Genomic DNA, 25,064 nt, shown 5'->3' with positions numbered 1-25,064 from the left:
GCGCTACGATGTCGAGCTCCGCCGTGGCGGGCCGGCGGGCGGCATCGTGCGTCGGAAGCTCGGCCGCGCGGTGTGTTGCGCGTAATAGCGCGCGAGATGCGGTGCATCCGCAAGTGCGCTGGCGCCTTCGGGCGCCTGCTGTACCCGGTGCAGGATCGGCAGCAGGTTGAGGTCGGCGAAGGTGAGATGATCGCCGACAAGGTAGCCCGTCGGCGCGACCGCTCGGTCGAGAACGTCGATCTGCGCGCGCAACGCCGGCATGACGGCATCGATGGCCGCGCGGTCGGGGGTGCCGTCGGCGGTCTTCGGCGCGATATAGGCGAACAGGTAGGTCCGGATCAGCGTGTGGTCGATCAGCGTGTTGACGACCGAAATCCATTGTTCGGTGAGCGCGGCGAGCCGAAGATCGGCCGGAAACAAATAAGGCGCAGGGAAGCTGCGGTCGAGATAGGTGGCGATCGCCTTGGATTCGAACAGCTCAAAATCGCCGTGGCGCAGCACCGGCATTTTCCCGAACGGATGGATCGCATAGACTTCAGGCGCACGCAGCGGCCGTTCGGTGAGCGTGTAGTCGATGCCCTTTTCCTCGCACACCAGGCGGATCGCGTGCGTGTAGGTCGAGCGGATCGAGCCGATGATTTCCGGAGCGGTCATGGATATCTCCCGTGTCGTCAGCGCGCGATCCACGACATGCGGTCGAGCGCGGCCGACCAGCCGATCACGTGGCGGTCGCAGGTTTCCTTGTTCTCGAAGCGCTGCTGCAGCAGCACGAGCCGCGTGCCGCCCGGCGCGGCCTCGAAGGTCACCGCGACCTCGCTTTCGTGGCCGCGCGCGCCGTGCTCGCTTTCCCAGGCCCAGGTGAAGGAGAGCCGGTACGGCGGCTCGACAATGCGGTAGACCCCGCTGGTCGCGACCACGCCGCCATCGGGCCTGCGCATCATGGTGCGCCAGCGGCCGCCGGGTCTTGCGTCGAGAATGTCGACCGAAGGCTCGTAGCCGTCCGGTGCCCACCATTTCAGCAATTGCGCCGGCTCGATCCAGAGCGCGAACAACACCTCGGGCGGCGCGGCGATCAAGCGTTCGATGCGCAGCGTGGTGTCGGCATCGCTCATGATTTCCTCCGCTGCGGTATTTGCGCGGCAGCCACTGCTTCCAGGCGATCCAGCGCCGCCGACCAGTGCCGCCGATGCCGCTCCAGCCAGCTCTCCATCGGTGCCAGCGCATCGGCGCGCACGCGCACGAACCGCCATTGTCGCTCGACCCGGCGTTCGATCAGTCCGGCCGCCTCCAGCACCTGCAGATGCCGTGTGATGGCCGGCGTGCTGATGGAAAAGGGAGCGGCGACCTCGCCGACGCTGAGCTCGCCGCGGGCGAGCAGCCGGTCGATGATCGCGCGCCGGGTCGGATCGGCGAGCGCCGCGAATAGATTGTCGAGTTGAGGCGCCGCGGCCGACATGGCGGGAGAGCCTTATGGTGATTAATGAAAGTGTTAAATAACACAATGGTTAAATAATGCAATCGTTAAATAGCAAGAAACCACCTCTCGGCACAGCCTGCCTGTCATCGCGCGAGGCGACGCGACGAAGCGATCCATCCACCGGATATGCGGGTGGATGGATTGCTTCGCGGAGCCTGTCATCCGGCGGCGCTGCGCGCCGACCAGGTGGCCCGTAATGACGGATTCTACGTTGCAACAGGGCCTGCGGCCGGGCGGCCCTACAGCAACTGCCTAACCCCCATCCCGTGCATGAACCGCTCGCGGATCTGCACGGGGTCGCGGCGGGTGGTGCCGGTGCCGGGCTTGTCGTCGATGCGGACGCCGATCAGGGTCGGGCCGGGTGCTGACTTCGACTGTTCGATCAGCCGCTCGAAATCGTCCTCGTCGGCGGCCCAGGAGCTGCTCGCAATCCCGCTGGCGAGCGCGACCGCGACGATGTCGGTATGGCCTGCCGCCGGGGTTGGCTGACTGCCGGTGATCTGGTAGATGCCGTTGTCCATCACCACCATCGTGAGATTCTTCGGCGCCAGCGTCGCGATGGTCGAGAGGCAGCCGAGCTGCATCAACAGCGAGCCGTCGCCTTCGAGTGCGAACACGCGGCGCTTCGGCTGCGCCAGTGCGACGCCGAGCGCGATCGGAAACGCAAGTCCCATGCTGCCCAGCATGTAGAAATTCTCGGGGCGGTGGCCGGCGGCCCAAAGATCAAAGTTGGTGTTGCCGATGCCGCCGATCACGGCCTCGTCCTTCAGCCCGGCGACGAGGCGCTGGGTAAGGTCGAAGCGGTTCATCACCTTGGTGTTGCGCGCGTGTGCGTTGGTCATGGCTGATCTCACTTGTCGAAGGTCTTGCCGCCGGTCAACAGCGGCGAGAGGATCAGCGCCACCGGCGCCTGGGTGGTGACGGCCTGCTTGATCGAGCGGTCGGCGATGAATTCGAGCTCGTCGAGCCGGGTGATGGTGTGATGTTCCATCGCCAGCGAATCCAGCATCGGGCGCATGGTGCGGCAGACCAGCGCCTGGCCGTAGTTGAACTCGCCGAGCGTGCCGCGCTCGGAGACGAACATGATCAGCGGGATCTGGTAGGGCACCGCGAGCGAGGCCAGCACGTTGGCGAGCGTGGCAAAGCCCGAGGTCTGCATCAGTACGGCGCCGCGCGTGCCCGCCATCCAGGCACCTGAGACGATGCCGACGGCCTCTTCCTCGCGCGCGGTCGGAAACGTCGTGAAATACGGATCGGCGTGCAGGTCCTTGATCAGCGTGGTCAGCACCCGGTCGGGCACATAGGGCACCAGCTTGATCTCGTTCCGCTTCAGCGTCTGCAGCACGATGCCGTGCCAGGTGGTCGCCGCATCCTGGGACTTATCCTTGGCTTTATCCTTGGACGAGGCTTGTTCCGCGGCCGCCATCCTGTTCTCCCTCTCGCGCGACGCTGATGATCGCTTGCGCCATGAAACTTGACGCTGACCATGCGATTGTCAACATGTCGAGGCCGCAACGCGATCTGCGGAATTGGGCCATCGTAGTGCCCAACCGGCGTGCGATACAGGCTGTAACGATCAAGGGACGGAACGATCAAGGGACGGGAGGCGTCGATGGCCGGATGGGTCTGGCGGACCGCCATTGCGGCAGCGGCCACCGTCGTGGCCGGCCTTGCGTCCGCGCAGCCATACCCGGCAAAGGCCGTTCATATTCTCGTCCCATATCCGCCGGGCGGCGGCGTCGACGTGCTGACGCGGACGCTAGCCGAAGCGGTGTCGAAAAGCTGGACGCAGTCGATCGTGGTCGAGAACCGGCCGGGCGCCGGCGGGGTGATCGCCTCGCAGGCGATCGTGAGCTCCGCGCCCGATGGCTACAATCTGATCATGGTGGCGAGCGGCCATGCCACCAATCCGTTCCTCTATCCAAAACTGCCCTACGACACGTTCAAGGATTTTTCGCCGATCTCGCTGCTGGCGTCATCGCCGAACGTGCTGCTGGTGCGCGCGGACTCACCGTTCAAGTCGGTCAGTGACGTGATCGCGGCGGCGAAGGCGAAGCCCGGCAGCCTGTCCTTTGCCCATGCCGGCAACGGCACCTCGACCCATCTGGCCGGCGAGCTGCTCAACAGCCTCGCCAAGATCGATCTCAACGCGATCCCCTACAAGGGCGGCGCGCCCGCAATCAACGATCTGCTGGGCGGACAAATTCCGATGTCGTTCAACAACGGGCCGGAATCGGTCGGGCAGTTGCAGGCCGGCACGGTTCGTGCGCTGGCGGTGACGACGGCCTCGCGTGCGCCATTCTTGCCCGATGTGCCCAGCATGTCGGAGGCCGTGCCGGGCTACGATACCGAGGTGTGGTGGGGGCTGCTCGGGCCCGGCAACATGCCTGCGGATCTCGTTGCGAAGATTTCGCATGATTTCGTCGCGGCCGTGAATACGGATGCCGTGAAGGAGCGTCTCGGCAAGCTCGGCGCGATCCCGATCGGCTCCACGCCGGACAAGTTCGCCGCCAAGATCAAGGCCGACTACGACAAATGGGGGCCGATCATCAAGGCCGCCGGCATGAAGGCGGAGTAGGAAGATGGCTGTATCAGAGATTCCCGCCTGCCTGCCGCCGCGTCCGGTGACGCCGCCGAGAGAGAAGCTGCCGCCCAAGGCCTGCGATACGCATGCGCATGTGTTCGGCCCGGCGGACCGCTTCCCCTATGCCGCCGATCGCAGCTACACGCCGCCGGACGCGCCGCTCGCGACCTATCTCGGCATGCTCGATGCGCTGGGTTTCTCCCGCGGCGTGCTGGTGCAGGGCAGCGCGCATGGACACGACAATTCGGCGATGCTGGATGCGCTGCAGCGCGAGCCGGCGCGGCTGCGCGGCGTCGCGGTGGCCGATGCCGATGTGGCGGCGGGCACGCTGCGGCAATGGCATGTGCTCGGCGTCCGCGGCTTGCGCTTCAACCATTTCTTCCGCGGCGGCCAGTTGCACTATCGCGGCGGCATTCCCTTGAGCGTCGCCGGGACGCATGCGGCCGTGATGGCCGAGCTCGGCTGGCATCTGCAGCTCTGGATCGACGTGAAGGATTTGCCTGACACGGTCCCGACGCTGAAGGCGCTGGGCCTGCCGGTCGTGGTCGACCACATGGGCCGCACCGATGCGGCCGCTGGCATCAACACCGCGGGCTTTCAGAGCCTGCTGCGCGCGGTCGGCGAGGGCTGGTGCTGGGCCAAGCTTTCCGGCGCACATCGCCTGAGTCAGCGCGCGCCGGATTATCCGGATGCGCGGCCGTTCCACGAGGCGCTGGTATCAGCCAACTCCGAACAGCTGGTGTGGGGCGGCGACTGGCCGCATCCGCGGGTCGAGGGCGAGATGCCCGACGCCGGCCACCTGCTGACGCTGTTCCAGGAGTGGACGCCGGACGCGGCGACCCGCCACCGCATCCTCGTCGACAATCCCGCACGACTCTATGGCTTCCCAAACTGAAAGCTGCTCGAAGACATGACCGTCAACAACAAGCGCGTGTTCTACGTCAAATACCTCGCCCACGAGATCTACGTCGACATCCTGAAGAAGCGGCCAGATGTCCGGCTCGACCGTCTGGAGAACGAGACGCCGGAGGCGGCATTCGCGCCGGTTCTCGCCGATGCGCATGCCTACCAGATCGGCGCCGCCCGCGATGAGCTGGCGCCGCATTTCCATGCCCATGCCGAGCTGTTGAAGCGCGCGCCGAACCTTCTGATCGTCTCCTCGAACGGCGCCGGCTTCGATCCGGTCGACGTCGAGGCCTGCACCGCGGCGGGCGTACTGGTGGTCAACCAGTCCGGCGGCAACGCCAACTCGGTCGCCGAGCACGCGCTCGGCATGATGCTGACGCTGTCGAAGCGCATCATTCAGTCCGATCGCCGGCTGCGGCGCGAGGCCAACGTCAACCGCAACGATCTGATCGGCAACGAGCTGAACGAGAAGACCGTCGGCATCGTCGGCCTCGGCAATGTCGGCCGCCGCATCGCCGAGCTGTGCAAGGGCCTCTTGCACATGAAGGTGATCGCCTACGATCCCTATCTCACGGCCGAGGAGATGGCGAAGCGGGGCGGGGAGAAGGTCGAGCTCGACGATCTCTTGCGCCGCGCGGATTTCGTCTCGATCTCCTGTCCGCTGGACAGCAAGAGCCGAGGCATGATCGGCGCGCGCGAATTCGCGCTGATGCAGCCGCACGCCTATTTCGTCACCACCGCGCGCGGCTTCATCCACGACGAGAAGGCATTGGAAGAGGCATTGCGCGAAAAACGCATTGCCGGTGCCGGCCTCGACGTCTGGTCCAAGGAACCGCCGCCGCCGGATCATCCGCTGCTGCAGTTCGACAATGTGCTGGCGAGCCCGCACACCGCCGGCGTCACCCGCGAGGCGCGCATCAACATGGGCCGCATCGCAGCCGAACAGATCCTCGATACGCTGGACGGCAAGCGCCCGCCGCGCATCATCAATCCCGAGGTTTGGCCGGTTTACGCCAGAAGGTTCGAGAAGGCGTTCGGGTTCATGCCAGGGTAGGTCGACGGTCATTGCTGTCAACGGTGAAGTCAGCCAGGTGAGGTCGGCGCGCTGGTCAGGCTTCCCTCTTGGGGGGCTGCGCGCGGCCAAAATATCGAAAACAACCCCATGCAAAGGAGCTGACGGCTGCCGGCGGATCGATCAGTCAACTTGACGCGTCGGGCAACTCAGGGGTACATTTCCAATATTCCGAAATCGTGCGGGCGCCCGCGCCTTGCGGGGAGAGATACCGCAAGGGAAACTGTTCCGCCGGTGCGTGCCTCACGCAAATGGCGTGAGTGGAGCCATGAGTAGCTGGTTGCGGCGGAATCCGATCGAGCGCGGTCACAACTCTGTCGCAACTCTACTAAACCTCAAGCTGTGCTTTTCTCACAACATGTAACGGAAAAGCTCACAAGACATCGTTTCTCTTCGTTGCTCCTTGGCCTCAACTGCGGCAATTTGTCCAGCAGGGATGCTTGGGGTCGCTGAAAGTGAAGTCGGGGAATATCGCTGTTGTGCCGAATCGGCACCTCGGTACAGGATTTTGCGGGCGGCGAACGCTCGTTTCGTACTGGATTGGCCTGTTTGCGTTTTTAGTGCTGGTCGTGACGGTCTTGCCGGCCGCTGCTCAGGACGCGAGTTGGAGTACATTCCCGTTTGCGGGACCCCTTCCCGGGACGCGCGATTTCAATACCGGCATCAACTGGACAGGAGGAAGCGTACCGACCGGCACCGCCACGTTCGGTGTCTCGAACGTCACGAGCCTGTCGTTCTCGTCCAACATCACCAGCGTCGGTGGCTGGACCTTCTACGCCGGGGCTTCCGCTTATACGTTCGACGTGAGCCAGACACTCACATTCAATGGCGCCGGCATTGTTATCAAGAACGGCAGCGCCACGATCAACATCAGTCAATTTGGTAACCAATTTGGCGCGGTACAATTCCTAAACGCGAGTACGGCCGGCAGCGCCACTATCAACAACGGCTTCAGTCTCACATTCCGCGACAGCAGCACGGCCGGCAATGCGATCATCAACAATAATCTCTTCTTGAATTTTCTCGATTCGAGCACAGCCGGCAACGCCACCATCACCGATAGCGGCGGCATAACTGTCATCGAGAACTCGGCCAGCGGCGGCACCGCGCGCTTCATCCTGAACGGGGGCGGCGTACTCGACATTTCGGGCCTGACGACCGGCGGCACCACCGCAGGTTCGATCGAGGGGGACGGCAATATCCGTCTTGGCGCGAATACCCTGGCGGTTGGTGGCAATAATCTCTCGACCGTTTTTTCCGGCGTCATCAGCGGGGCCGGCGGATTGACCAAGGTCGGCAGCGGCACATTGGCGTTGTCGGGCACCAATTCTTACACTGGCGCAACCGCTATCAACGGCGGTACGCTGGAGGTGGACGGCTCGATCGCCAGTTCGTCGAGTGTAACGGTCAATTCCGGTGGTACCTTGAGCGGTACTGGTATCGTCGATCCCGCGACGACCACTATCATGAGCGGCGGCACACTCGCGCCCGGCAATGCGACCAACCCGACCGGCACGCTTACCGTCACTGGCAATCTCGCCTTCCAATCCGGCGCGGTTTATTTGGTGCAAGTGACGCCATCTTCTGCGGCATCGACCAATGTCAGCGGGACTGCGATGCTCGGCGGCGCGACTGTGAACGCGGTGTTTGCCAATGGCAGTTACGTCCAGAAGCAGTACACGATCCTGACGGCGGCCGGCGGCGTGTCGGGCACCTTCGCGCCCAACACGGTCAACACCAACTTGCCAACTAACCTGCATACCTCGCTGAGCTACAACGCCAACAACGCCTATCTCAACCTAGTCCTGAACTTCGCGCTTCCCGGTCTCAACGGTAATCAGCACGCGGTCGGCAATGCGCTGAGCAATTACTTCAATGCGACCGGTGGCATTCCGTTGGTGTATGCCGCGTTGTCGCCGCCTCAACTGTCCCAAGCTTCGGGTGAGCTCGGCACGGGCTCGCAACAAACCACGTTCGACGCCATGACCCAGTTCATGGGGGTCCTCACCGATCCCTTCATGAACCGGACCGGATCGGCCACTCCCACCCCGGGACCTGCCGGCTATGCCGACGGAGCGCTAGGCTACGCGAGCGGCGCACACGACGCGTATGCGATGTTCACCAAGGCGCCGCCGACGCCGTTCGTGCCGCGCTGGAGCGTGTGGGCGGCCGGATTCGGCGGCTCGCAAACCACCGACGGCAATTCTGCGGTGGGATCGAACAACACCACGAGCAGCGTCTTTGGGACCGCCGTCGGGGCCGACTATCTGTTCTCGCCGAACACGATTGCCGGTTTCGCGCTCGCTGGTGGCGGTACCAACTTCAACGTCAACGGCATGGGCTTCGGCCGATCCGACCTGTTCCAGGCCGGTGGCTATGTCCGCCACAATGAGGGGCCGGCCTATATCTCGGCGGCCCTGGCCTATGGCTGGCAGGACGTCACCACCAATCGCACCGTCACCGTCGCGGGCATCGATCAGTTGCGCGCCGAGTTCAACGCAAACGCCTATTCGGGACGCGTCGAAGGTGGCTATCGCTTCGTTACCCCCTGGGCCGGCGGTCTCGGCATCACGCCCTATGCCGCGGGCCAGTTCACGACCTTCGATCTGCCCGCCTATGCCGAGCGGGCGCTGGTCGGCTCGGCCGCCTTCGCGCTCGCCTATGGTGCCAAGAGCGTCACTGGCGCCCGCAGCGAACTCGGCTTCCGCACCGACAAGTCGTTTGCGATGGCCGACGGCGTGCTGACGCTGCGCACCCGGTTCGCCTGGGCGCATGATTTCAATCCCGACCGCTCGATCGGCGCGACCTTCCAGGCGCTGCCCGGCGCGAGTTTTGTCGTCAACGGCGCGGCGCAAGCCGCCGACTCTGCACTGACCACGGCGTCGGTCGAGATGAAATGGCTGAACGGCTGGTCGGTGGCGGCAACGTTTGAGGGCGAGTTCTCCGACGTCGCCTCGAGCTACGGCGGGAAAGGCGTGGTCCGGTATCAGTGGTGAACGTGCGTGGCGTCCAAGATTGTCAGAGAAAATCTCCCTCGCCGTCAGCCCGATTGCGGCAATAAACCCACTGCAAAAGCACCACTTCACAACGCGTCCGTTGTTATTTTCCCTGAGATATCGACGGCTTAGCCCGATGTCGCCATCTTCCTGAGGTGCCCGATCATTCCGGGTACGGAAGGAAGAAATGTCATGCGACAGGTCCAGTCATTGCTGCGCAACGCGCCTGCGAAAATCGGCCGCCGTCTTGCGCAGATCGTCGCGATCGCTGCCGCCAGCCTGCCTGAGGCTGGGGCGTAGTTTTCCCGCTGGGAAGCGCCGCATCGGCGCGCCGAATTAACTCAACTCCCTTTCGCGTTAGTGCTAAAGCAGTACCCCCGGCTCTTCCGGTCCAGCGGGGAGGGTTCCATGTCACGCTTCGTCGTTCATTTCATGAAGGACGTGCTGGGCGGCAATGGCCGCCAGCGCGAGGTTTGCCAGGGCGAACTCGAGGTCGACGCCTCGAGCGAAGGCCAGGCCACCGAGATGGCCAAGCTCATATTCTGTCAGGAACAGGCGCTCTGCGACTGGTCATTGCATGCCGACCGCATCCGGATCGAAGCGGCCGACTTGCAAGTGACCTGACGCGTCCAGAGCCACGTTCCGATTGAATCGCAACGAGGCTCTGGATTTTTGTTTTGAGGCGTTTTCGCTCGAAAACGCTTTGGCCGATTACTCCGGCAGGATGCGCACCGCACCCTTCGCCGCGCTGCTTGCGAACGCCGCATAGGCCTTCAGCGCGGTCGAGACGGCGCGCTTGCGCGGCGCGGCCGGCTTCCACGCCACATTGCCCTTGGCTTCCATCGCCGCGCGGCGGCGCTTGAGCTCGGCATCGTCGACCTTGAGGTTGACCTTGCGGTTCGGAATGTCGAACTCGATGATGTCACCTTCCTCGACGAGGCCGATCAGGCCGCCTTCGGCGGCTTCCGGTGAGACGTGGCCGATCGACAGGCCGGACGATCCGCCGGAGAAGCGGCCGTCGGTGATGAGCGCGCAGGCCTTTCCGAGCCCCTTCGACTTCAGATAGCTGGTCGGATAGAGCATCTCCTGCATTCCCGGGCCGCCGCGCGGACCTTCATAGCGGATCAGCACGACATCGCCGGCCTTGACCTTGTTGCCAAGGATCGCTTCGACCGAGGCGTCCTGGCTCTCGAAGATGCGGGCCGGGCCCGAGAACTTCAGGATGCTCTGATCGACGCCGGCGGTCTTCACGATGCAGCCGTCCTCGGCGAGGTTGCCGAACAGCACGGCGAGACCGCCATCCTTGGAATAGGCATGCTCGGCGTTGCGGATCACGCCCGTTTCGCGGTCGAGATCGACCTCGTCGAAGCGGCGGTCCTGGCTGAAGGCTTCCTGGGTCGGCACGTTGCCCGGGGCGGCGCAGTAGAAGTTGCGCACCTTGTCGCTTGTGGTCCGCACCACGTCCCAGCGGTTCAGCGCGTCGTTCAATGTCGCGGCGTGTACGGTCGGGCCGTCGGTCGTCAGCAGCCTGGCGCGGTCGAGCTCGCCGAGGATCGCCATGATGCCGCCGGCATGATGCACGTCCTCCATGTGGACGTCCGGCACCGAGGGCGCGACCTTGCAGAGCACCGGCACCTTGCGGGAGAGACGGTCGATGTCGGTCATCGTGAACGGCACCTCGCCCTCGCGCGCGGCGGCGAGCAGATGCAGCACGGTGTTGGTCGAGCCGCCCATCGCGATGTCGAGCGTCATCGCGTTCTCGAACGACTCGAAGTTCGCGATGTTGCGCGGCAGCACCTTGGCGTCGTCCTGCTCGTAATAGCGGCGGGCGAGATCGACGATCAGATGGCCGGCTTCGACGAACAGGCTCTTGCGGTCGGCATGGGTCGCCAGCACCGAGCCGTTGCCGGGCAGCGCGAGGCCGAGCGCCTCGGTCAGGCAGTTCATCGAATTCGCGGTGAACATGCCGGAGCAGGAACCGCAGGTCGGGCAGGCCGAGCGCTCGATCACCTCGACCTCTTCGTCCGACACGTTGGAGTCGGCGGCCGCGACCATCGCATCGATCAGGTCGACCGCGCGCTTCTTGCCCTTGAGCAGGATCTTGCCCGATTCCATCGGGCCGCCCGAGACGAACACCGTCGGGATGTTGAGGCGCAGCGTCGCCATCAGCATGCCGGGCGTGATCTTGTCGCAGTTGGAGATGCAGACCATCGCGTCGGCGCAATGCGCATTGACCATGTATTCGACGCTGTCGGCGATCAGCTCGCGCGAGGGCAGGCTGTAGAGCATGCCGTCATGGCCCATCGCGATGCCGTCATCGACCGCAATGGTGTTGAACTCTTTTGCCACCCCGCCGGCCTTCTCGATTTCCCGCGCCACCAGCTGGCCGAGGTTTTGGAGATGCACATGCCCGGGTACGAACTGGGTGAAGGAATTGACCACCGCGATGATCGGCTTGCCGAAATCCTCGTTCTTCATGCCGGTGGCGCGCCACAGGCCGCGAGCACCCGCCATGTTGCGGCCGTGGGTGGTGGTGCGGGAGCGATAGGCGGGCATCGTAAATCCTTGGGCTATGGCCATTTTTTAGGGGAGATGGGGTTCCTTATGCCCGCCCGTGCACGTGGATTCAAGCGCGGAACCGCATGGCTGAACCCCGCTACGCGATCCCGATCTCGGGAGTTTCCGGAGGGCCTGTCCGCGTGCTCCCTTTACCTCTCCGCTTGCGGAGGAGGGAGCTCAGCTTGCTCGTGGCGGATGCTACGCCTCGAACCTGAACCTGAAGGCCTCGCCATGCCTGACCACGCGGCCTGCGGTCGGGGCGGGGAAGTGCCCGGTCAGCAGATAGCTCGGCGTATCCGCCAATTCCTCCAGCAGCGTCACGCGGGTGGCGAGCGCCGCCGCGGGATCGACGTCGGCGGCATTCGACAGCCACGGCTCCGCGCACTGGATCGGATGATGGATCACGTCGCCCGACATCACGGCATGGTCGCCGTCGCCGTCGAGATGGATCTGCATGTTGCCGGCGGTGTGGCCCGGCGCCGGCGCAAAGCGCAGGCCCGCGTCGCGCTTGTCGAACAGCAGGTGATCGGTCTCGACGAATTCGGCCTGGCCGGCCGCGACGACCGGCAGCACCGAATCCTCGAACGAGCCGTGATTGACCGGTGTGGGCGGGTTTGCCCGGTGCGCGGCCTCCCAGTGCCGGAACTCAGCGCGTCCCATCAGATAGCGCGCCTTCGGAAACGTCGGCACCCAGCGCCCGTTGATCAGCCGCGTGTTCCAGCCGACATGGTCGACATGCAGATGCGTGCACATCACGAAGTCGACCTGTTCGGGCCGCACGCCGAGCGCGGCCATGTTTTCCAGATAGGGCTGGTTAAGATTGTTCCAGGCCGGCACGCGCGGACGTGGCTTGTGATTGCCGCAGCAGGTGTCGACAACAGCCGTCCAGCGCGGCGTGCGCACCAGATAAGAGTGGTGGCTCAGGATGAAGCGGCCGGTCTCCGGCTCGATATAGCGGTGATCGAGCCAACTTCGGTTCGCGGCGATCACCTCGTCCGTGACATTGGCGAACAGCCATGTCTTGTCGAAGGCGAGCGAGGGGATCTCGACCAGCCGGTCGATCCGCATGCTGCCGATCGTGATCTGGCGCATGTGGTGCTCAGTTCTTGATGAGGTCGCCGAACGGCACCCAGCGCGTGCCATCGTAGCGGATCAATTGCAGGCTGGTCATCGGCGTATACCGCTCCGGCGAATTGTTGACCGCGGTGCCGTTGATCAGCATCGGCAGATGCAGATCCCTGATGCTGGTCGCCTGCTTCATCACATTGGCGCGGGTAAGGTCGTTGCCGGCGGCCTTCAGCACCGCGACCAGCGTCTGCGCGATGGTGTAGCCGTAGACATTGAGCCAGTCGCTCTTGTTGGCGTCGGGCAGATACTTGTCCATGAAGGCGACCCATTCCTTGTAGCCGGCGTCGTCCTTCAGCGCTGGGTCGGTCGAGTCCTTCAGGTACTGGCTCGAGATCACGCCGGTGGCATTGTCCTTTCCGGCGGGTTCGAGCACGCCGCTGATCGAGGCCGAGACATTGGAGATGATGGTGGTTGGCTTCCACCCGATCTCGCCGATCTTGCGGATCGCCTGCGCCGCGAATTTCGGCGTCGCCGCGACCAGCAGCACGTCGGCGCCGCTGCTCTTGAGCAGCAGGATCTGCGTATCGACGGTGGGAGCGGTGGTCTCGTAGGCCGCCCGCGCCACGATGGCCTCGGTGCTGCCGAGGCCTTCGTCCAGCGCTTTTAGATAATCCTTGCCCAGGTCATCGTTCTGATAGAGCACACCGACCTTGGCGTTCGGGTGGCTCGCCTTGATGTATTTGGCGTAGGCGATTGCCTCGTCGCGATAGGTCGGCTGCCAGCCGACGGTCCACGGAAAATTCTTCGGATCGTCCCACTTCGCCGCACCCGAGCCGAGGAAGAGCTGCGGCACCTTCCGGTCGTTGAGGTATTTGTGCACGGCGCTGTTGGTCGGCGTGCCGACGCCGCCGAAGATCAACAGCACCTCGTCGCTCTCGACCAGGCGGCGCGTCTGCTCCACCGTCTTGGGCGGGCTGTAGGCGTCGTCGGCGATCATCATCTGGATACGCCGGCCGTTGATACCGCCCTCGTCATTCACCTTGTGGAAATAGGCCTCCGCCGATTTCGCGATTTGCGCGAACGCCGAGACGGGGCCGGACAGCGGCGCGGTGGTTCCGATCTTGATCGTCTCGTCGTCGGCGCCTGAGTCATATTTCGCGCTCTCTGCATGGACGGTGCCGGCGGCGATCAGCGGCAGCAGCAAGAGGGCCGCGCGCAAATGAGTGCGGACGAGGCGCGCCATGACGGAATCTCCCCAGATTGCTCTCCGCCTCTTGGGGCGGAGTTGAAACGCGAATACTTCGCCCGCCGCCTGCGCGGCTTGCAGGCCGCGACCGCCGCCGTGCAGACGAACGATCGTTCGTACGGTTGACTAGCGAACGATCGTTCGTTAGTCAAGGCGCCATGGCGGCTTCCACATCCAGCGCGGCCGAGGCGGTCGTGACCTCTACCCGCGAGCGCATCCTCAGCGAGGCGCTCAGCCTGTTCGCGCAAAGCGGCTATGGCGGCGCGTCGATGCGCGAGCTCGCGCGCCGCGTCGGCATCCGCGAGAGCAGCCTCTACAATCATTTCCCCGGCAAGGCCGCGATCCTCGAAGCGATCGTCAGCGAGCACGGTCCGGCGAGTTCGGCCGACCGTCTCGAGGCGCCGCGCTACCGGCAGCTCGCGCAGCAGCCGGCGGCGTTCTGCCGCCAGTTCGCGCTCGACCTCGTCGAACAATGGTCGGATCCGCGCGAGCATCAGTTCCAGAAGGTCATCACCGCCGAACGCAACCGTGTGCCCGGCATCCGCGCCAAGTTCGCCGACCACTTCTATGCGCGCGAACAGAATCTGATGACGGACTACTTCCGCGGCTTTGCGCTCGCCGGACTGATCACGACTACAGACCCGCGCGAGGCGGCGCGGCTGTTCGCCGCCGGCCTGATCTATGTCAGGCTCGAACATTATGTGATGGGCGCGCAGGCCTCGCCGCGACCGAAGGTGATCGAGGCGATCGACCGCTATCTCGCATTCTTCCTGTCGCTGATTGCGGCAAAGGACGCAGACATCTCGGACAAGAAGCAACGAAAAAAGGGAGAGACGCGTGGCAAGGCTGCCTCTGATTGATCCGGACACCACGAGCGGCGATATCCGCGCCGCGTTCGACCGCATGCCGGTCAAGCTCAACATCTTCCGCATGATGGCCCATGCCGAGGCCAATGCGATGCCGCTGATGCGGCTCGGCAACTCGATCCTGCACAAGCAGAAGCTGTCGGCGGTCAACCGCGAGCTTCTGATTCTGCAGGCCGCGCAGCTCGAGGGCGGCGCCTATGAATGGCGCCAGCATGTGCCGATCGCGCTCGGCGTCGGCGTCACCCAGGCGCAGATCGATGCCGTCGAGCGCGGCAACTACGATGATTCCGCGCTCAACGCCGCCGAGCGTGCGCTGCTCGGCTTCGGCCGCGAGGTGGTCGAGAAGGTCCGCGTCGGCGAGGCGGCTTTCGCCGGCATGCGGAAGCATTTCAGCGATCAGGAGATCGTCGAGGCGATCGTCGCGCTCGGCTTCTACATGATGATGGCGCGGCTGACTGAAGCGACCGAGACCGATCTCGATCCGGCCGCCGGCATGGCCGTCTATGAGGGCGGCAAGAAGCGGGGTTGATGGGATGTCGGAGACTTCGCAAGAGGCCAAGCAAGACACGAAGCCGGAGCGCTATGTCCGTCCGCTGAGCGCGGAGTCCACGGGCATGGCGCCGGGCAGGGGACGCCTCAACGGCCGGCGCATCCTGGTGGTCGGTGGCGGCCAGCGCGTGTTCGATGCTGCGACCGACCCGATCGGCAACGGCCGCGCCATGAGCCTGCTGTTCGCGCGCGAGGGCGCCCATGTCGCGGTCGCCGACCTCAACCGCGGCTCCGCCGAGGCTACAGTCGCGCGCATCACCGAAGACAACGGTCGCGCCGTCGCGATTGCCGCCGACGTCACCAAGGAGCCTGATGTCATCAGGATGATCGACGAGGCGCATCACACGATGGGTGGGCTCGACGGCATGGTGCTGAACATCGGCACCTTCGGCAAGACCGGGCTCGACAATGTCAGCGCCGAGGAATGGAACAGGATCTACGACGTCAATGTCCGCGGCCCGATGTTGTGCTGCCGCGCCGCCTTGCCGCAGTTCGCGGACGGTGGCTCGATCGTCTTCATCTCCTCGATCGCGGCGCTGAAGGCGGGATCGCAGATGGCGGTGTACGATTCCTCCAAGGCGGCGCTCGGCGGCCTGATGCGCAACATCGCGCATACCGGCGCCCGGCGCGGCATCCGCGCCAACCTGGTCTATCCCGGGCTGGTCGACACCCCGAACGGCCGCGAGGCCGGTGCGGGCCGGCCGTCGCGCGGCAAAAGCCATGTTCCGTTCGGCCGCCAGGCGACGGCGTGGGAGATCGCGTATGCGGTGCTGTTCTTCATGTCGGATGAGAGCGTCTACGTCACCGCGCAGACGCTTGCGGTGGATAGCGGCCTGAGCGGACTGTGAGCGGGGCGCCGCTCCGGCGGCTGTCGCAGACCAGACCGCGGCCCTCGGCGTGGCCGCAATGATCCGGTCAACTCTCCGGCAGCTTGGACAGGAGGCACTTTGAAGCCGGGCACGTCAGCGTGGCTTCGAGCGTGTCGAGAATATTCTCGATCGTGAAGGGCTGGCCCCATAGCCGGCTGCTTTTGGTGTTGCGCAACTCGAGCACAGCTTCGTGGGCGGACAGGATCGCGTTGGCGTAGATCGCGAGGATCGAGAGCCGCTGTTCGACGATCGGCGCCGGGAGTTGCAGCATCTGCTTCAGCTGATTGAAGCATTCGATATAGCTGGCATTCCAGCGGCCGTTCAGCGCCTCACGCAATGCCTTGGGATCGGAGGCCTGCAGATTCGAGGTGAAGCGGATATATCCGCGCCATCGCTCGTCGTCGCCGAGCTCGATGACGGGCATGACCAACACCACGATCAACTCGCGAATGGTCTTCGGTCCGCCGCGCGCCTCGATCTCGCCGAGCATGTCACGCCGTCGTTCCTCGAGCACCGTGGCGCCGTCGACGACCATCTGCCGGATCAGCTCCTCCTTGGAGCCGAAATGATAGTGCAGGGCGGCATTGTTGCGCTGTCCGGCTGCGTCGACGATCTGCTGCACGGTCACGGCGTCGACGCCATGGCGGGCAAACAGCATTTGCGCGGCCGCCTTGATCTGGTTCCGCGTCTCTTCCGAGGTCGCGCGCGTGCCCTTCCGACTGCTTGACATGCGAACTGATCCTGGACTAATTAAGTGAAATCGCTTAATTCAGACTCGGAGAGGAAGCAGGTCATGCGTGTACTCATCGTGGGCGGCGGCATCGGTGGACTGACTACAGCGATTGCGCTGCGTCATCAAGGCATTGACGTTCTCGTGCTCGAGCAGGCCGGGGCATTGAGCGAAATCGGCGCCGGCATCCAGATTGCCGCCAATGCGGCGATCGTGTTGCGCGAGCTTGGATTAGAGGCCGCCATTCGCAGCGTTGGCGTCAAGCCGCAATCCTATGACTACCGCGACCTGCGCACCGGCAAGATGCTCTACCAGGCTCCGCTGGGCGATGAGGCCGCCAGGCGCTATGGCGCGCCGATGTACAATATCCATCGCGCCGATCTGGTTCAGATCCTGTCCGACGCGGTGCCGCCGGAGGCCAGACGGCTTGATGCCCGCTGCGTGGCGGTCTCGCAGGACGCCGACGGCGTCGAAGTGAAGCTCGCAAATGGCGAGACCGTGCGCGGCGACGTGCTGATCGGATGCGACGGCATCCACTCGGTGGTGCGCGAGCATCTGCGCGGCCGGGAGGAGAAGCATTTTGCCAACATTCTGATGTGGCGCTCGCTGATTCCGGCCGAGCGGGTCGAAGGCCTCGATCTGGAGGAGCGCGGCAATTACTGGTTCGGCCCGGGCCGGACGCTGATCACCTATTGGGTGCGGCCGAAAAATCTCTACAGCATCCTCGCTTCGGTGCCTGCGCACGAGGTGACACGGGAATCCTGGGACGAGACCGGCGACATTTCCGAACTGCTGGGCTCCTTCAACGACGCCGAGCCGCGTGCGCGAAAAATGCTCGAGCAATGCCAGAGCGCATTCATCACCGGCATGTATTATCGCGATCCGATCGATTGCTGGAGCTCCGGCCGCATCACGCTGCTCGGCGACGCGGCTCACCCGATGGTGCCGTTTCTTGCCGCAGGTGCCGGCCAGAGCATCGAGGATGGCTGGACACTTGCGCGCGTGCTGTCGCGACGGCAGAACGATGTGCCGGGCGCGCTGAATGAGTACGAGCAGCGGCGGCTGCCGCGGACGACGCGGATCCAGGCCGGTGCGCGTGCGGTGGTCAAGCTGATGCACGAGACCGATGCCGATCGCCTGCGCCACCGCAACCACCGATGGAAGGGCATGGCGCGGATCGATCCGCTGGCGGAGACCAGCTGGGGCCTCGCGTGGGACTATGATGTGGTCAAGGCCACCGAAGGGCCGCCCGGCGAAGTGCTCAATGTCACCGGCCTGCGCGAAGGCAAGCGCTTGCAGCGACCCGAAGCGCAGCGCGCGTTCGATCTCTGGAAATATGCGTTCCGGCCCGAAGATGTCGCACGTGGTCATGACGGGTTGCGCGAGGCCTATGACCGCTTCCTCCTGAGCAACTTTCCGCTGCCCGAAGGCGTGTCCGCGGTGGAGGACGAGCTTGGCGACGTCAAGGCCTGGCGCGTCGCGGCTCCGGACGCGCAGGGTGGCAACGTCGTGCTGCACTTCCACGGCGGCGGCTATCTGATCGGGTCCGCCAGGGGCTCGTTGGAATACGCAAGCCGGCTTGCGGCTGCGGTGGAGGGAACCTGCTACACCGTCGATTACCGGCTCGCACCGGAGCATCCCTATCCGGCCGCGCTCGACGACGCGGTGGCCGCCTATCGCGCATTGCTGGCGCGCGGCATTCCGGCAAGCTCGATCATGGTCTCCGGCGAATCCGCGGGCGGCGGCCTTGCCGTTGCAATGGTGCTGGCGCTCCGCAATGCCGGCGATCCGTTGCCGTCGGCGATCCTTGCCGCGGCGCCTTTCGCCGATTTGACATTGTCGGGCCCGACGATCCGGCAGTTCAATGGCGACGATCCTGCGGCCAATCGCGACCTGCTCACGTTCATGGGGGCGTCCTACTTCCAAGGGCATGAGCCGACCGATCCGCTGGTGTCGCCGCTGTTCGGCGATCTCACCGGCCTGCCGCCGCTGTTCCTCACCGCGAGCCGGGGTGAGGTGTTGCTCAGCGATACCACGCGGCTGGCCGAGCGTGCGGAGCAGGCCGGGGTCGAGGTGACGCTGCGGGTGGTCGAGGACTCAGTCCATGTCTATCCGATCTTCCCGTTCCTGCCCGAGACGCAGGCGACGATGGATGAGGTGGCCGCCTGGGCGCAGCGCCATCTGCGCCGCGAGGATGCGCGGCCGCAGGCTGCCGAATGATGGCTTGTTGCGGCGCTCGCGGCGCTGTCATTCCGCGGCAAGACTGGTTGGCGCCGGGATGCCCACCTTGGGGCGCATTCTCGCCGCGCGCCGGTTCTTCTTGCTGAAGCGGCTACCTGCGAGCAACGCCGCGGCGGCGCGCAGCTGCTCGCGCAGCCACTGATTGGTGGTGTCGCCTTCAGCGGTGGCATGCCAATAGAGATAATTGACGTGCGGGCTGATCGGGAACGGGCAGGGGAAGCACTGCAACAGCCCGGGGTCTTCCAGCACGGAGGCGGCGCTCTCCGACGCCGTCAGCAGCATGTTGCTGCGGCTCACGACATGGCAGGCGGTCGCGAAGTTCTGGCAGGTCAGGCGCACGGTGCGCGTCAGGCCGAGCCGCTGGAACTGGAAGTCCTCGAACGACAGGCCGCTGCGCCGCGATGTCACGCAGACGTGTTCCAGGCGCAGGTACGCCTTCTTGTCGAGCCGCGTGCCGAGCTCGGGATGGCCGCGCCGGGCGAATACCGCGATATGCTCGGTCAGGATCTGCTCGCGCCGCACCTCGGTCGAGAGCGGCAGCAGCGTATCGATCGCGACGTCCAGCGTGCCTGCGGCAAGCTCCCGTTCCAGATTGTTGCGCTCGCTGCGCACGGTGGCGATCTCGACCAGCGGCGCAACGGCGCTGATCCGGTTGATCAGCGCGCTCAGCATCGGCGCCTCGAGATTGCTGCGCAGGCCGATCACGAACCGCTTCGGCGTCTTGGCCGGATCGAAGCGGTTGGTATGGGTCAGCGTCGTTTCCAGGCCATTGAGGGCTTGGCGCACGGTCGTGATGATCTGGCGCGCCAGCGGGGTCGGCGTCATCACGTGATGGCGGCGCACGAACAGCGGATCGTTGAACATCGCGCGCAGCCGGCCCAGCGCATGGCTTACCGCGGGCTGGGTCAAATTGAGGCGGAAGCACGCGCGACTAACACCGCCCTCGGTGTAAATCGCGTCGAACACGACGAACAGGTTCAGATCGATGTCGCGCACATGCATGGAAATAATCAATCCGTATCCGTCGAATGCATTTGACGAATATGAGTTGGCGCTCTTAAAGTCTCAAGCAAAATAATACCTGGAGGAAACGATGAGCGTGCAATCGCCATCGCGCGGCGTTGCTGTCCCTGCGGCATCATCTCGCTCGGGCACAATGTTCGCAAAACCGAGCCAGGAGCAGATCGTGCTCCTGATCACGATCGCGCTTCTGGTCGTGTTCGGCCTGACCCTGAACGGTTTTGCCAGCGTTTCCAATCTGCTGAATCTGTTGCGCAGTATTTCCATCCTTGGCGTGCTCGGCCTCGGCATGGGGCTGATCGTGATCAGCCGCGGCATCGACCTCTCCGAGGTCGCGATCATGGCGGGTTCCTGGGCGATCGCCCTGATCTACATGCAGAACGGCATGCCCGTTTTCACGGCAGTGCTGCTGGCGCTGGCCATTGCGGTGCTGATCGGCGTCGTCAACGGCGTCATGGTCGCCTTCGTGGAGGCGCCGGCGCTGTTCGTGACGCTCGCCGCCGGCTTCGTGATCTATGGTCTCGCCTTCTGGATCGCGCCGGCCTGGGTTGTCTACGCGCCGAAGGACGCGCCGGGCCTGATGTATCTCGGCGCCGGGCGGCTGTTCGGCATCCCGGTTCCGATCCTGGTGTTCGCGGTCTGCGCGATCGCGATGCACCTGTTCCTGTCGCGCACCTCGATCGGCCGCTTCATCTATTCGCAGGGCGACAATCCGGAGGCCGCACGGCTGACCGGCGTTCCGCTGCGTCCGCTGATCGTGCTGGAGCACGTCTTGGTTGCGCTGCTCGCCTGGATTGCAGGCCTGGTCTGGGTCGGCACCACGGGCAGCATGCAGATGGCGATCACGCAAGGGACAATGATTTTCGACGTCGTGCTGGTCGTGGTGATCGGCGGCATCAGCCTGATCGGCGGCCGCGGCAGTGTGTTCAGCGTCGTGGTCGGCTGCGTCCTGATCGGCACGCTGCTCAACGCCTTCACCATCATGGACGTCAACAGCGAGGTGCAGAACATCATCAAGGGCGTGGTGCTGCTGGCCGCTATCGTGCTCGACAACTGGCTGCATCCTCGCGACGAGGAGACCGCGCGGCAAGGCGATTGAGCAAGCCCCTCGCGCCAATCAAAGCAATCCAAATCAATCAAAAGAATTTTGTGTGGAGGAGACGATGAAGACGACCAAGTTCTGGACGATCCTGCTCGCCGGGGTGACGCTCGCCGCGGTGCCGTTCGCGGCATCGGCGCAAGAGGAAGGTACCAAGGCCGGGCGCGAGCTGCGCGCCGCCTACGACAAGTCGCTGCAGGGCAAGACCGTCGCCTACCTGCCGATCGCGCTCGGCGTGCCGCTGTCCGACGAATGGGGCCGCGTGGTGCAGGAAGAGGCCGAGTGGCGCGGCATGAAATACATCGTGCGCGACCCCAACAACAATCCGTCCGCCATGCAGCAGGCGCTGACCGCGCTGGTCGACCAGAAGCCCGACGTCCTGATCGTGCAGAATCCGAGCGTGACGCTCTTGATGAAGGACCTGAAGCGCGCCGAAAGCCAGGGCACGCATGTGATCCAGGTCAATATGGCCTCGAACTACAAGTCCGGCGCCTTTGTCGGCGTCGACTGGCGCGAGATCGGCAGGATGCTCGCGAACGAAGCCGTCAAGGCCTGTGGCACCGGCTCCGGCAAGTCGGGCAAGGTGCAGATCGTGCAGGGCGAATTGACCGCAGCCGCCAGCGTCGATCAGGTCGGCGCCATCATGGAGGTGCTGAACAAGGATCCCAACATCAAGGTGGTGTCGAACCAGGCAGCGAACTGGGATGCCAACACCGCGCTCAACATCACCGCCACCGTGATCCAGCAGCATCCCGATCTCTGCGCCTCGATCGGCTTCTGGGGCATCATGGAGTCGGGCGCCGCGCAGGCGATCCGCAATGCCGGCAAGATCGACGATGTGAAGGTGTTCGCCTCGGGCGAGGGCTCGCAGCTCGATTGCGACCAGGTCACGTCAGGCAATTTCAGCAAGTTCCTCAGCTACAAGGCGACCGAGCAGGGCCACGATCTGATGTTCGCGGCTGAAACCCTGCTGATGTCCGGCGACAAGCCCGGCTCGAAAAACCTGTCCTATTACACGCGGCCGATCTGGATCGATAAGTCGAACGCCTCGCTCGGCGGCACCTGCTTCGCGCTACCCAAGAAAAACTAACAAGGCGCGAGACAGCCGGCGCGGGGGGCATTCCCGCGCCGGCTGTATCACGAGCATGATCCGGAAAAGTGGAAGCCGGTTTTCCGAAAAGATCATGCTCAAAAAGAGAGACAAGATCACGATGGGATTTCTCGCATCATGATCGAGGGAGTGCTTTGGCGATGTCGATGGCAGTTGATTCCTTTGCCGCATCGGTGCGGCGGTTCTCACCCCGGCTCCTGCTGTCGGAGCTGTTGCTGAAACAGTGGTTCGAGCCGGTCGTTCCCTTCACCGTGATGATCGGGCTGTGGGCGTATTTCGCGCTCACCATCCCCGACTACGCCTCGGTGCAGAACTCGGTGTCGCTGCTGCGGCTGTTCGCCGAATTCGGCTTCGTCGCGCTCGCGATGGGCTTCTGCCTCGTCACCGGCGGCATCGACCTTTCGGTCGGTGCGATCTTCGCGCTGTGCAATTTCGCGGCGCTCTATTTCCTCTTGGTGCGCGAATGGCCGGTCGGCCTGGCGGTGCCGGCGACGCTTCTGGTCGGTGCGCTGCTCGGCAGCATCAACGGCTTTTTGATCGGCTTCCTGAAGACGCGGCCGTTCCTGACCACGCTGGTGACGTTGATCATCCTGCGCGCCTCGGTCAATCTGCTCAACACCAGCTATGCGCAGGTGTTCGCGACCAACTCGGTCGAGAGCGACGCCTGGGATTTCATCGGCGGCGGCAGCGTGCTCGGCATTCCCGTCAATGCGGCGACGCTGTTCGTGGTGCTTCTGATCTGCCACATCTTCCTGTCGCGCTCGCGCTATGGCTGGCACCTCACCGCGATCGGCGCCAGCCGCAAGGCGGCGCGCCATGCAGGCATCCGCGTCCGCCTGATGCTGTTCATGACCTATGTGCTGTCGGGCACGCTGTGCGCGGCGAGCGGCATCTTCTATGCGGCGCGCCAGGCCTCGACGGATTCCACCACGGGTGTCGGCTGGGAGTTCCAGGCGCTGACCGCCGTGGTGCTCGGCGGCGTGTCGCTGGCCGGCGGCAAGGGCACGGTGTGGCGGGCGATGATTGGCGCACTGATCATCTTCCTCTTGATCAACGGCCTCGTGCGCATGGGCGTTCCGGGTTATGTCACCTCGGCAGTGACGGGCATGATCCTGCTCGCCGCCGTCGGCATCGACGTCAAATGGTCGAAGAACCGCGGCAAGGCGATCCAGAAGATCTACGTCAATCCGGCCTTCGTACCGCTCGCCTCGGCGCCGGCGGTGCAGCCCGGCGCGGCCTCGCCCTACGCGCAGAACGACCGGCTGATCAACGCGCAGGCGATCGGCGTCGACCAGGTCGAGGGCCCCGAGGACGTCATCCTCGACCGCCAGGGCCGGCTTTACGGCTCGACCCGCGACGGCAATGTGATCCGCTTCTCCGGACCGGACTTCAAGACCCGCGAGGTGTTCGCCCATATCGGCGCCGGCCGCTCGGCATGCAGTTCGATCGCGACGAGAATCTGATCGTCGCGGTCGCCGGCATGGGCGTCTACGGCATCGTGCCCGACGGCCGCATCTTCAAGGTCACCGACGAGACCAACCGCACCTGGTATAAGCTGAACGACGATTCCCGCCTGCGCATGGCCGACGATCTCGACATTGCGCCCGACGGCAAGATCTATTTCAGCGACTGCACCACGCGCTACGAGATGACCACCAACACCCTCGACATCCTCGAGGGCCGGCCGAACGGCCGCGTGGTCTGCTACGATCCGGCGACCAAGACCACGCGCACGGTGATCAACCACTTCTATTTCCCGAACGGGATCTGCGTCTCCCATGACGGCAAGTCGATCCTGATCGCGTCGACCTCGCTGTGCAAGGTGTTCCGCCACTGGATCGAGGGGCCGAACAAGGGCAAGACCGAAGTGCTGATGGACGAGTTGCCGGGCAACCCCGACAACATCAACCGCGCCTCCGACGGCACCTATTGGCTGGCGCTGGTCGGCATCCGCACGCCGACCTTCGACCTTGCCGCGCGCAAGCCCGGCTTCCGCCTGCGCATGGTCAAGGAGGTGCCGACCGACGAGTGGCTGGCGCCCGCGCTCAACCACGGCTGCGTGCTGAAATTCAACGAGCAGGGCGAGGCGCTGGAGTCGTGGTGGGATCCGACCGGCATCTCGCACTCGACCTTGACCTCGATGCGCGAGCATCAGGGCTATCTCTATCTCGGCGGGCTCGAGAACAACCGGATCGGCCGCATCAAGCTCGACGGCGTCGACGACAGCTGGACCGGCTACGATGCCTATTGGGGCGCCAAAAGCAGGGTGACGACGTAATGGGATTCTTCGATCATCTGTTGCGCGACATCCGCAGCGTCATCGACCGCGACGGCGGTCAGAACGCGATCCCGCCGCTCGACGGCGCGATGAGCCCGAACGACCGGCTCGACACCGCCGTGCCGATCGGCGCGCCGCTGCCCGGCGTCGACGACGTCATCTCCGCCGGCGACGGCGCGATCTATGTCTCCGCCGGCCGCCAGGTGTTGAAGCTCAGCGGCGCCGATTTCGCGACGCGCACGGTTGTCGCCGAGTTCGAGGATGATGCCGGCGGGCTCGCGCTGCATCCCGACGGCCGCCTCCTGGTCTGCGTCGCGGGCAGGGGGCTCGCCGCGATCGATCCTGCAAAGCCCGCGCCGCGCTGGCTGGAGGCCGTCGGCGGCAGCGCGCTCG

At 64.6% G+C, this 25,064-nt stretch carries 23 protein-coding genes and 1 pseudogene; 14 read left to right on the top strand and 10 right to left on the bottom strand.

Annotation, left to right across the window (positions count from 1 at the left end; translation table 11 throughout):
• Positions 1-3 precede the first annotated feature (3 nt).
• From H8B02_RS05625 to H8B02_RS05605, 5 genes are all read right to left on the bottom strand, one after another.
• Complete coding sequence (locus tag H8B02_RS05625; protein ID WP_229165258.1) at positions 4-654, bottom strand: glutathione S-transferase family protein; 651 nt, start codon at positions 652-654, stop codon at positions 4-6.
• Between the two features lie 17 nt (positions 655-671).
• A complete protein-coding gene (locus H8B02_RS05620) occupies positions 672-1,112 on the bottom strand; it encodes an SRPBCC family protein (RefSeq protein ID WP_229165257.1) in 441 nt (146 codons plus the stop codon).
• Positions 1,109-1,456, bottom strand: a complete 348-nt coding sequence (locus H8B02_RS05615) for an ArsR/SmtB family transcription factor (RefSeq protein ID WP_229165256.1) — start codon at positions 1,454-1,456, stop codon at positions 1,109-1,111. The genes H8B02_RS05620 and H8B02_RS05615 overlap by 4 nt, the downstream gene beginning before the upstream one ends.
• A gap of 260 nt (positions 1,457-1,716) precedes the next feature.
• Positions 1,717-2,319, bottom strand: a complete 603-nt coding sequence (locus tag H8B02_RS05610) for a thiamine pyrophosphate-dependent enzyme (RefSeq protein ID WP_229165255.1) — start codon at positions 2,317-2,319, stop codon at positions 1,717-1,719.
• 8 nt (positions 2,320-2,327) lie between these two features.
• The gene (locus H8B02_RS05605; RefSeq protein ID WP_229165254.1) at positions 2,328-2,903 is read right to left on the bottom strand and encodes a thiamine pyrophosphate-binding protein; all 576 of its coding nucleotides are present in this window, start codon (positions 2,901-2,903) and stop codon (positions 2,328-2,330) included.
• A 186-nt stretch (positions 2,904-3,089) separates the two neighbouring features.
• Between H8B02_RS05605 and H8B02_RS05600 the strand changes: the two genes are divergently transcribed.
• The 5 genes from H8B02_RS05600 to H8B02_RS05580 all read left to right on the top strand — a co-directional run bounded on the left by H8B02_RS05600 (position 3,090) and on the right by H8B02_RS05580 (position 9,659).
• The gene (locus H8B02_RS05600) at positions 3,090-4,055 is read left to right on the top strand and encodes a Bug family tripartite tricarboxylate transporter substrate binding protein (RefSeq protein WP_229165253.1); all 966 of its coding nucleotides are present in this window, start codon (positions 3,090-3,092) and stop codon (positions 4,053-4,055) included.
• Positions 4,056-4,059: 4 nt separating this feature from the next.
• The gene (locus tag H8B02_RS05595; RefSeq protein WP_229165252.1) at positions 4,060-4,956 is read left to right on the top strand and encodes an amidohydrolase family protein; all 897 of its coding nucleotides are present in this window, start codon (positions 4,060-4,062) and stop codon (positions 4,954-4,956) included.
• A gap of 15 nt (positions 4,957-4,971) precedes the next feature.
• On the top strand, positions 4,972-6,021 hold the full coding sequence (locus tag H8B02_RS05590; protein WP_229165251.1) for a hydroxyacid dehydrogenase: 1,050 nt from the start codon (positions 4,972-4,974) through the stop codon (positions 6,019-6,021).
• 587 nt (positions 6,022-6,608) lie between these two features.
• Complete coding sequence (locus H8B02_RS05585) at positions 6,609-9,035, top strand: autotransporter outer membrane beta-barrel domain-containing protein (RefSeq protein ID WP_229165250.1); 2,427 nt, start codon at positions 6,609-6,611, stop codon at positions 9,033-9,035.
• A gap of 408 nt (positions 9,036-9,443) precedes the next feature.
• Entirely contained in the window at positions 9,444-9,659 is a 216-nt protein-coding gene (locus H8B02_RS05580; RefSeq protein WP_229165249.1) for a hypothetical protein, read from the top strand.
• 87 nt (positions 9,660-9,746) lie between these two features.
• Here H8B02_RS05580 and ilvD read toward each other — a convergent pair whose 3' ends face one another.
• The 3 genes from ilvD to H8B02_RS05565 all read right to left on the bottom strand — a co-directional run bounded on the left by ilvD (position 9,747) and on the right by H8B02_RS05565 (position 13,905).
• A complete protein-coding gene (gene ilvD, locus H8B02_RS05575) occupies positions 9,747-11,591 on the bottom strand; it encodes a dihydroxy-acid dehydratase (protein WP_229165248.1) in 1,845 nt (614 codons plus the stop codon).
• 201 nt (positions 11,592-11,792) lie between these two features.
• Positions 11,793-12,686: an MBL fold metallo-hydrolase gene (locus H8B02_RS05570; protein ID WP_229165247.1), complete on the bottom strand. Its 894-nt coding sequence runs from the start codon at positions 12,684-12,686 to the stop codon at positions 11,793-11,795.
• A 7-nt stretch (positions 12,687-12,693) separates the two neighbouring features.
• Complete coding sequence (locus H8B02_RS05565) at positions 12,694-13,905, bottom strand: ABC transporter substrate-binding protein (RefSeq protein WP_229165246.1); 1,212 nt, start codon at positions 13,903-13,905, stop codon at positions 12,694-12,696.
• A gap of 161 nt (positions 13,906-14,066) precedes the next feature.
• Between H8B02_RS05565 and H8B02_RS05560 the strand changes: the two genes are divergently transcribed.
• The 3 genes from H8B02_RS05560 to H8B02_RS05550 are packed head-to-tail and all read left to right on the top strand — an operon-like array spanning position 14,067 to position 16,171.
• Positions 14,067-14,768: a TetR/AcrR family transcriptional regulator gene (locus H8B02_RS05560; RefSeq protein ID WP_207836667.1), complete on the top strand. Its 702-nt coding sequence runs from the start codon at positions 14,067-14,069 to the stop codon at positions 14,766-14,768.
• The gene (locus H8B02_RS05555; RefSeq protein ID WP_229165244.1) at positions 14,746-15,303 is read left to right on the top strand and encodes a carboxymuconolactone decarboxylase family protein; all 558 of its coding nucleotides are present in this window, start codon (positions 14,746-14,748) and stop codon (positions 15,301-15,303) included. Before H8B02_RS05560 ends, H8B02_RS05555 begins: the two co-directional genes overlap by 23 nt.
• A 4-nt stretch (positions 15,304-15,307) precedes the next feature.
• On the top strand, positions 15,308-16,171 hold the full coding sequence (locus H8B02_RS05550; protein ID WP_229165243.1) for an SDR family NAD(P)-dependent oxidoreductase: 864 nt from the start codon (positions 15,308-15,310) through the stop codon (positions 16,169-16,171).
• 67 nt (positions 16,172-16,238) lie between these two features.
• Here the strand turns inward: H8B02_RS05550 and H8B02_RS05545 are convergent, their stop codons facing one another.
• Positions 16,239-16,922: a TetR/AcrR family transcriptional regulator gene (locus H8B02_RS05545; protein ID WP_229165242.1), complete on the bottom strand. Its 684-nt coding sequence runs from the start codon at positions 16,920-16,922 to the stop codon at positions 16,239-16,241.
• A 63-nt stretch (positions 16,923-16,985) separates the two neighbouring features.
• On the opposite strand from H8B02_RS05545, the gene H8B02_RS05540 reads away from it, so the two are divergent.
• Positions 16,986-19,142, top strand: coding sequence for an alpha/beta hydrolase fold domain-containing protein (locus H8B02_RS05540; protein ID WP_229165241.1), 2,157 nt, complete (start codon positions 16,986-16,988; stop codon positions 19,140-19,142).
• Between the two features lie 27 nt (positions 19,143-19,169).
• On the opposite strand, the gene H8B02_RS05535 is transcribed toward H8B02_RS05540, so the two are convergent.
• Complete coding sequence (locus tag H8B02_RS05535) at positions 19,170-20,177, bottom strand: LysR family transcriptional regulator (protein ID WP_229165240.1); 1,008 nt, start codon at positions 20,175-20,177, stop codon at positions 19,170-19,172.
• Between the two features lie 172 nt (positions 20,178-20,349).
• Between H8B02_RS05535 and H8B02_RS05530 the strand changes: the two genes are divergently transcribed.
• The 5 genes and pseudogenes from H8B02_RS05530 to H8B02_RS05515 form a co-directional block, all read left to right on the top strand.
• On the top strand, positions 20,350-21,282 hold the full coding sequence (locus H8B02_RS05530) for an ABC transporter permease (protein ID WP_229165239.1): 933 nt from the start codon (positions 20,350-20,352) through the stop codon (positions 21,280-21,282).
• Between the two features lie 64 nt (positions 21,283-21,346).
• Positions 21,347-22,372 (top strand): sugar ABC transporter substrate-binding protein, encoded by a 1,026-nt coding sequence (locus H8B02_RS05525; protein ID WP_229165238.1) that lies wholly within the window; start codon positions 21,347-21,349, stop codon positions 22,370-22,372.
• 167 nt (positions 22,373-22,539) lie between these two features.
• The gene (locus H8B02_RS48420) at positions 22,540-23,856 is read left to right on the top strand and encodes an ABC transporter permease (RefSeq protein WP_312000633.1); all 1,317 of its coding nucleotides are present in this window, start codon (positions 22,540-22,542) and stop codon (positions 23,854-23,856) included.
• The gene (locus H8B02_RS48415; protein ID WP_312000632.1) at positions 23,829-24,671 is read left to right on the top strand and encodes a strictosidine synthase family protein; all 843 of its coding nucleotides are present in this window, start codon (positions 23,829-23,831) and stop codon (positions 24,669-24,671) included. The genes H8B02_RS48420 and H8B02_RS48415 overlap by 28 nt, the downstream gene beginning before the upstream one ends.
• Positions 24,671-25,064: pseudogene (locus H8B02_RS05515) on the top strand (hypothetical protein); the annotation flags it as partial. The gene H8B02_RS48415 and the pseudogene H8B02_RS05515, both read left to right, overlap by 1 nt.

Origin of the sequence: Bradyrhizobium altum, assembly GCF_020889705.1 — a bacterium.
Lineage (GTDB): Bacteria > Pseudomonadota > Alphaproteobacteria > Rhizobiales > Xanthobacteraceae > Bradyrhizobium > Bradyrhizobium altum.
Note: the sequence above shows the minus strand (reverse complement) of the source record. Positions and strands in the feature narration are given on the sequence as shown.

Excerpts from the sequence above, each read along its gene's own strand:
- H8B02_RS05625 (WP_229165258.1), bottom strand. The coding sequence starts at position 654 with ATGACCGCTCCGGAAATCATCGGCTCGATCCGCTCGACCTACACGCAC.
- H8B02_RS05620 (WP_229165257.1), bottom strand. The coding sequence starts at position 1,112 with ATGAGCGATGCCGACACCACGCTGCGCATCGAACGCTTGATCGCCGCG.
- H8B02_RS05615 (WP_229165256.1), bottom strand. The coding sequence starts at position 1,456 with ATGTCGGCCGCGGCGCCTCAACTCGACAATCTATTCGCGGCGCTCGCC.
- H8B02_RS05610 (WP_229165255.1), bottom strand. The coding sequence starts at position 2,319 with ATGACCAACGCACACGCGCGCAACACCAAGGTGATGAACCGCTTCGAC.
- H8B02_RS05605 (WP_229165254.1), bottom strand. The coding sequence starts at position 2,903 with ATGGCGGCCGCGGAACAAGCCTCGTCCAAGGATAAAGCCAAGGATAAG.
- H8B02_RS05600 (WP_229165253.1), top strand. The coding sequence starts at position 3,090 with ATGGCCGGATGGGTCTGGCGGACCGCCATTGCGGCAGCGGCCACCGTC.
- H8B02_RS05595 (WP_229165252.1), top strand. The coding sequence starts at position 4,060 with ATGGCTGTATCAGAGATTCCCGCCTGCCTGCCGCCGCGTCCGGTGACG.
- H8B02_RS05590 (WP_229165251.1), top strand. The coding sequence starts at position 4,972 with ATGACCGTCAACAACAAGCGCGTGTTCTACGTCAAATACCTCGCCCAC.
- H8B02_RS05580 (WP_229165249.1), top strand. The coding sequence starts at position 9,444 with ATGTCACGCTTCGTCGTTCATTTCATGAAGGACGTGCTGGGCGGCAAT.
- ilvD (WP_229165248.1), bottom strand. The coding sequence starts at position 11,591 with ATGCCCGCCTATCGCTCCCGCACCACCACCCACGGCCGCAACATGGCG.
- H8B02_RS05570 (WP_229165247.1), bottom strand. The coding sequence starts at position 12,686 with ATGCGCCAGATCACGATCGGCAGCATGCGGATCGACCGGCTGGTCGAG.
- H8B02_RS05565 (WP_229165246.1), bottom strand. The coding sequence starts at position 13,905 with ATGGCGCGCCTCGTCCGCACTCATTTGCGCGCGGCCCTCTTGCTGCTG.
- H8B02_RS05560 (WP_207836667.1), top strand. The coding sequence starts at position 14,067 with ATGGCGGCTTCCACATCCAGCGCGGCCGAGGCGGTCGTGACCTCTACC.
- H8B02_RS05550 (WP_229165243.1), top strand. The coding sequence starts at position 15,308 with ATGTCGGAGACTTCGCAAGAGGCCAAGCAAGACACGAAGCCGGAGCGC.
- H8B02_RS05545 (WP_229165242.1), bottom strand. The coding sequence starts at position 16,922 with ATGTCAAGCAGTCGGAAGGGCACGCGCGCGACCTCGGAAGAGACGCGG.
- H8B02_RS05540 (WP_229165241.1), top strand. The coding sequence starts at position 16,986 with ATGCGTGTACTCATCGTGGGCGGCGGCATCGGTGGACTGACTACAGCG.
- H8B02_RS05525 (WP_229165238.1), top strand. The coding sequence starts at position 21,347 with ATGAAGACGACCAAGTTCTGGACGATCCTGCTCGCCGGGGTGACGCTC.
- H8B02_RS48420 (WP_312000633.1), top strand. The coding sequence starts at position 22,540 with ATGGCAGTTGATTCCTTTGCCGCATCGGTGCGGCGGTTCTCACCCCGG.
- H8B02_RS48415 (WP_312000632.1), top strand. The coding sequence starts at position 23,829 with ATGCAGTTCGATCGCGACGAGAATCTGATCGTCGCGGTCGCCGGCATG.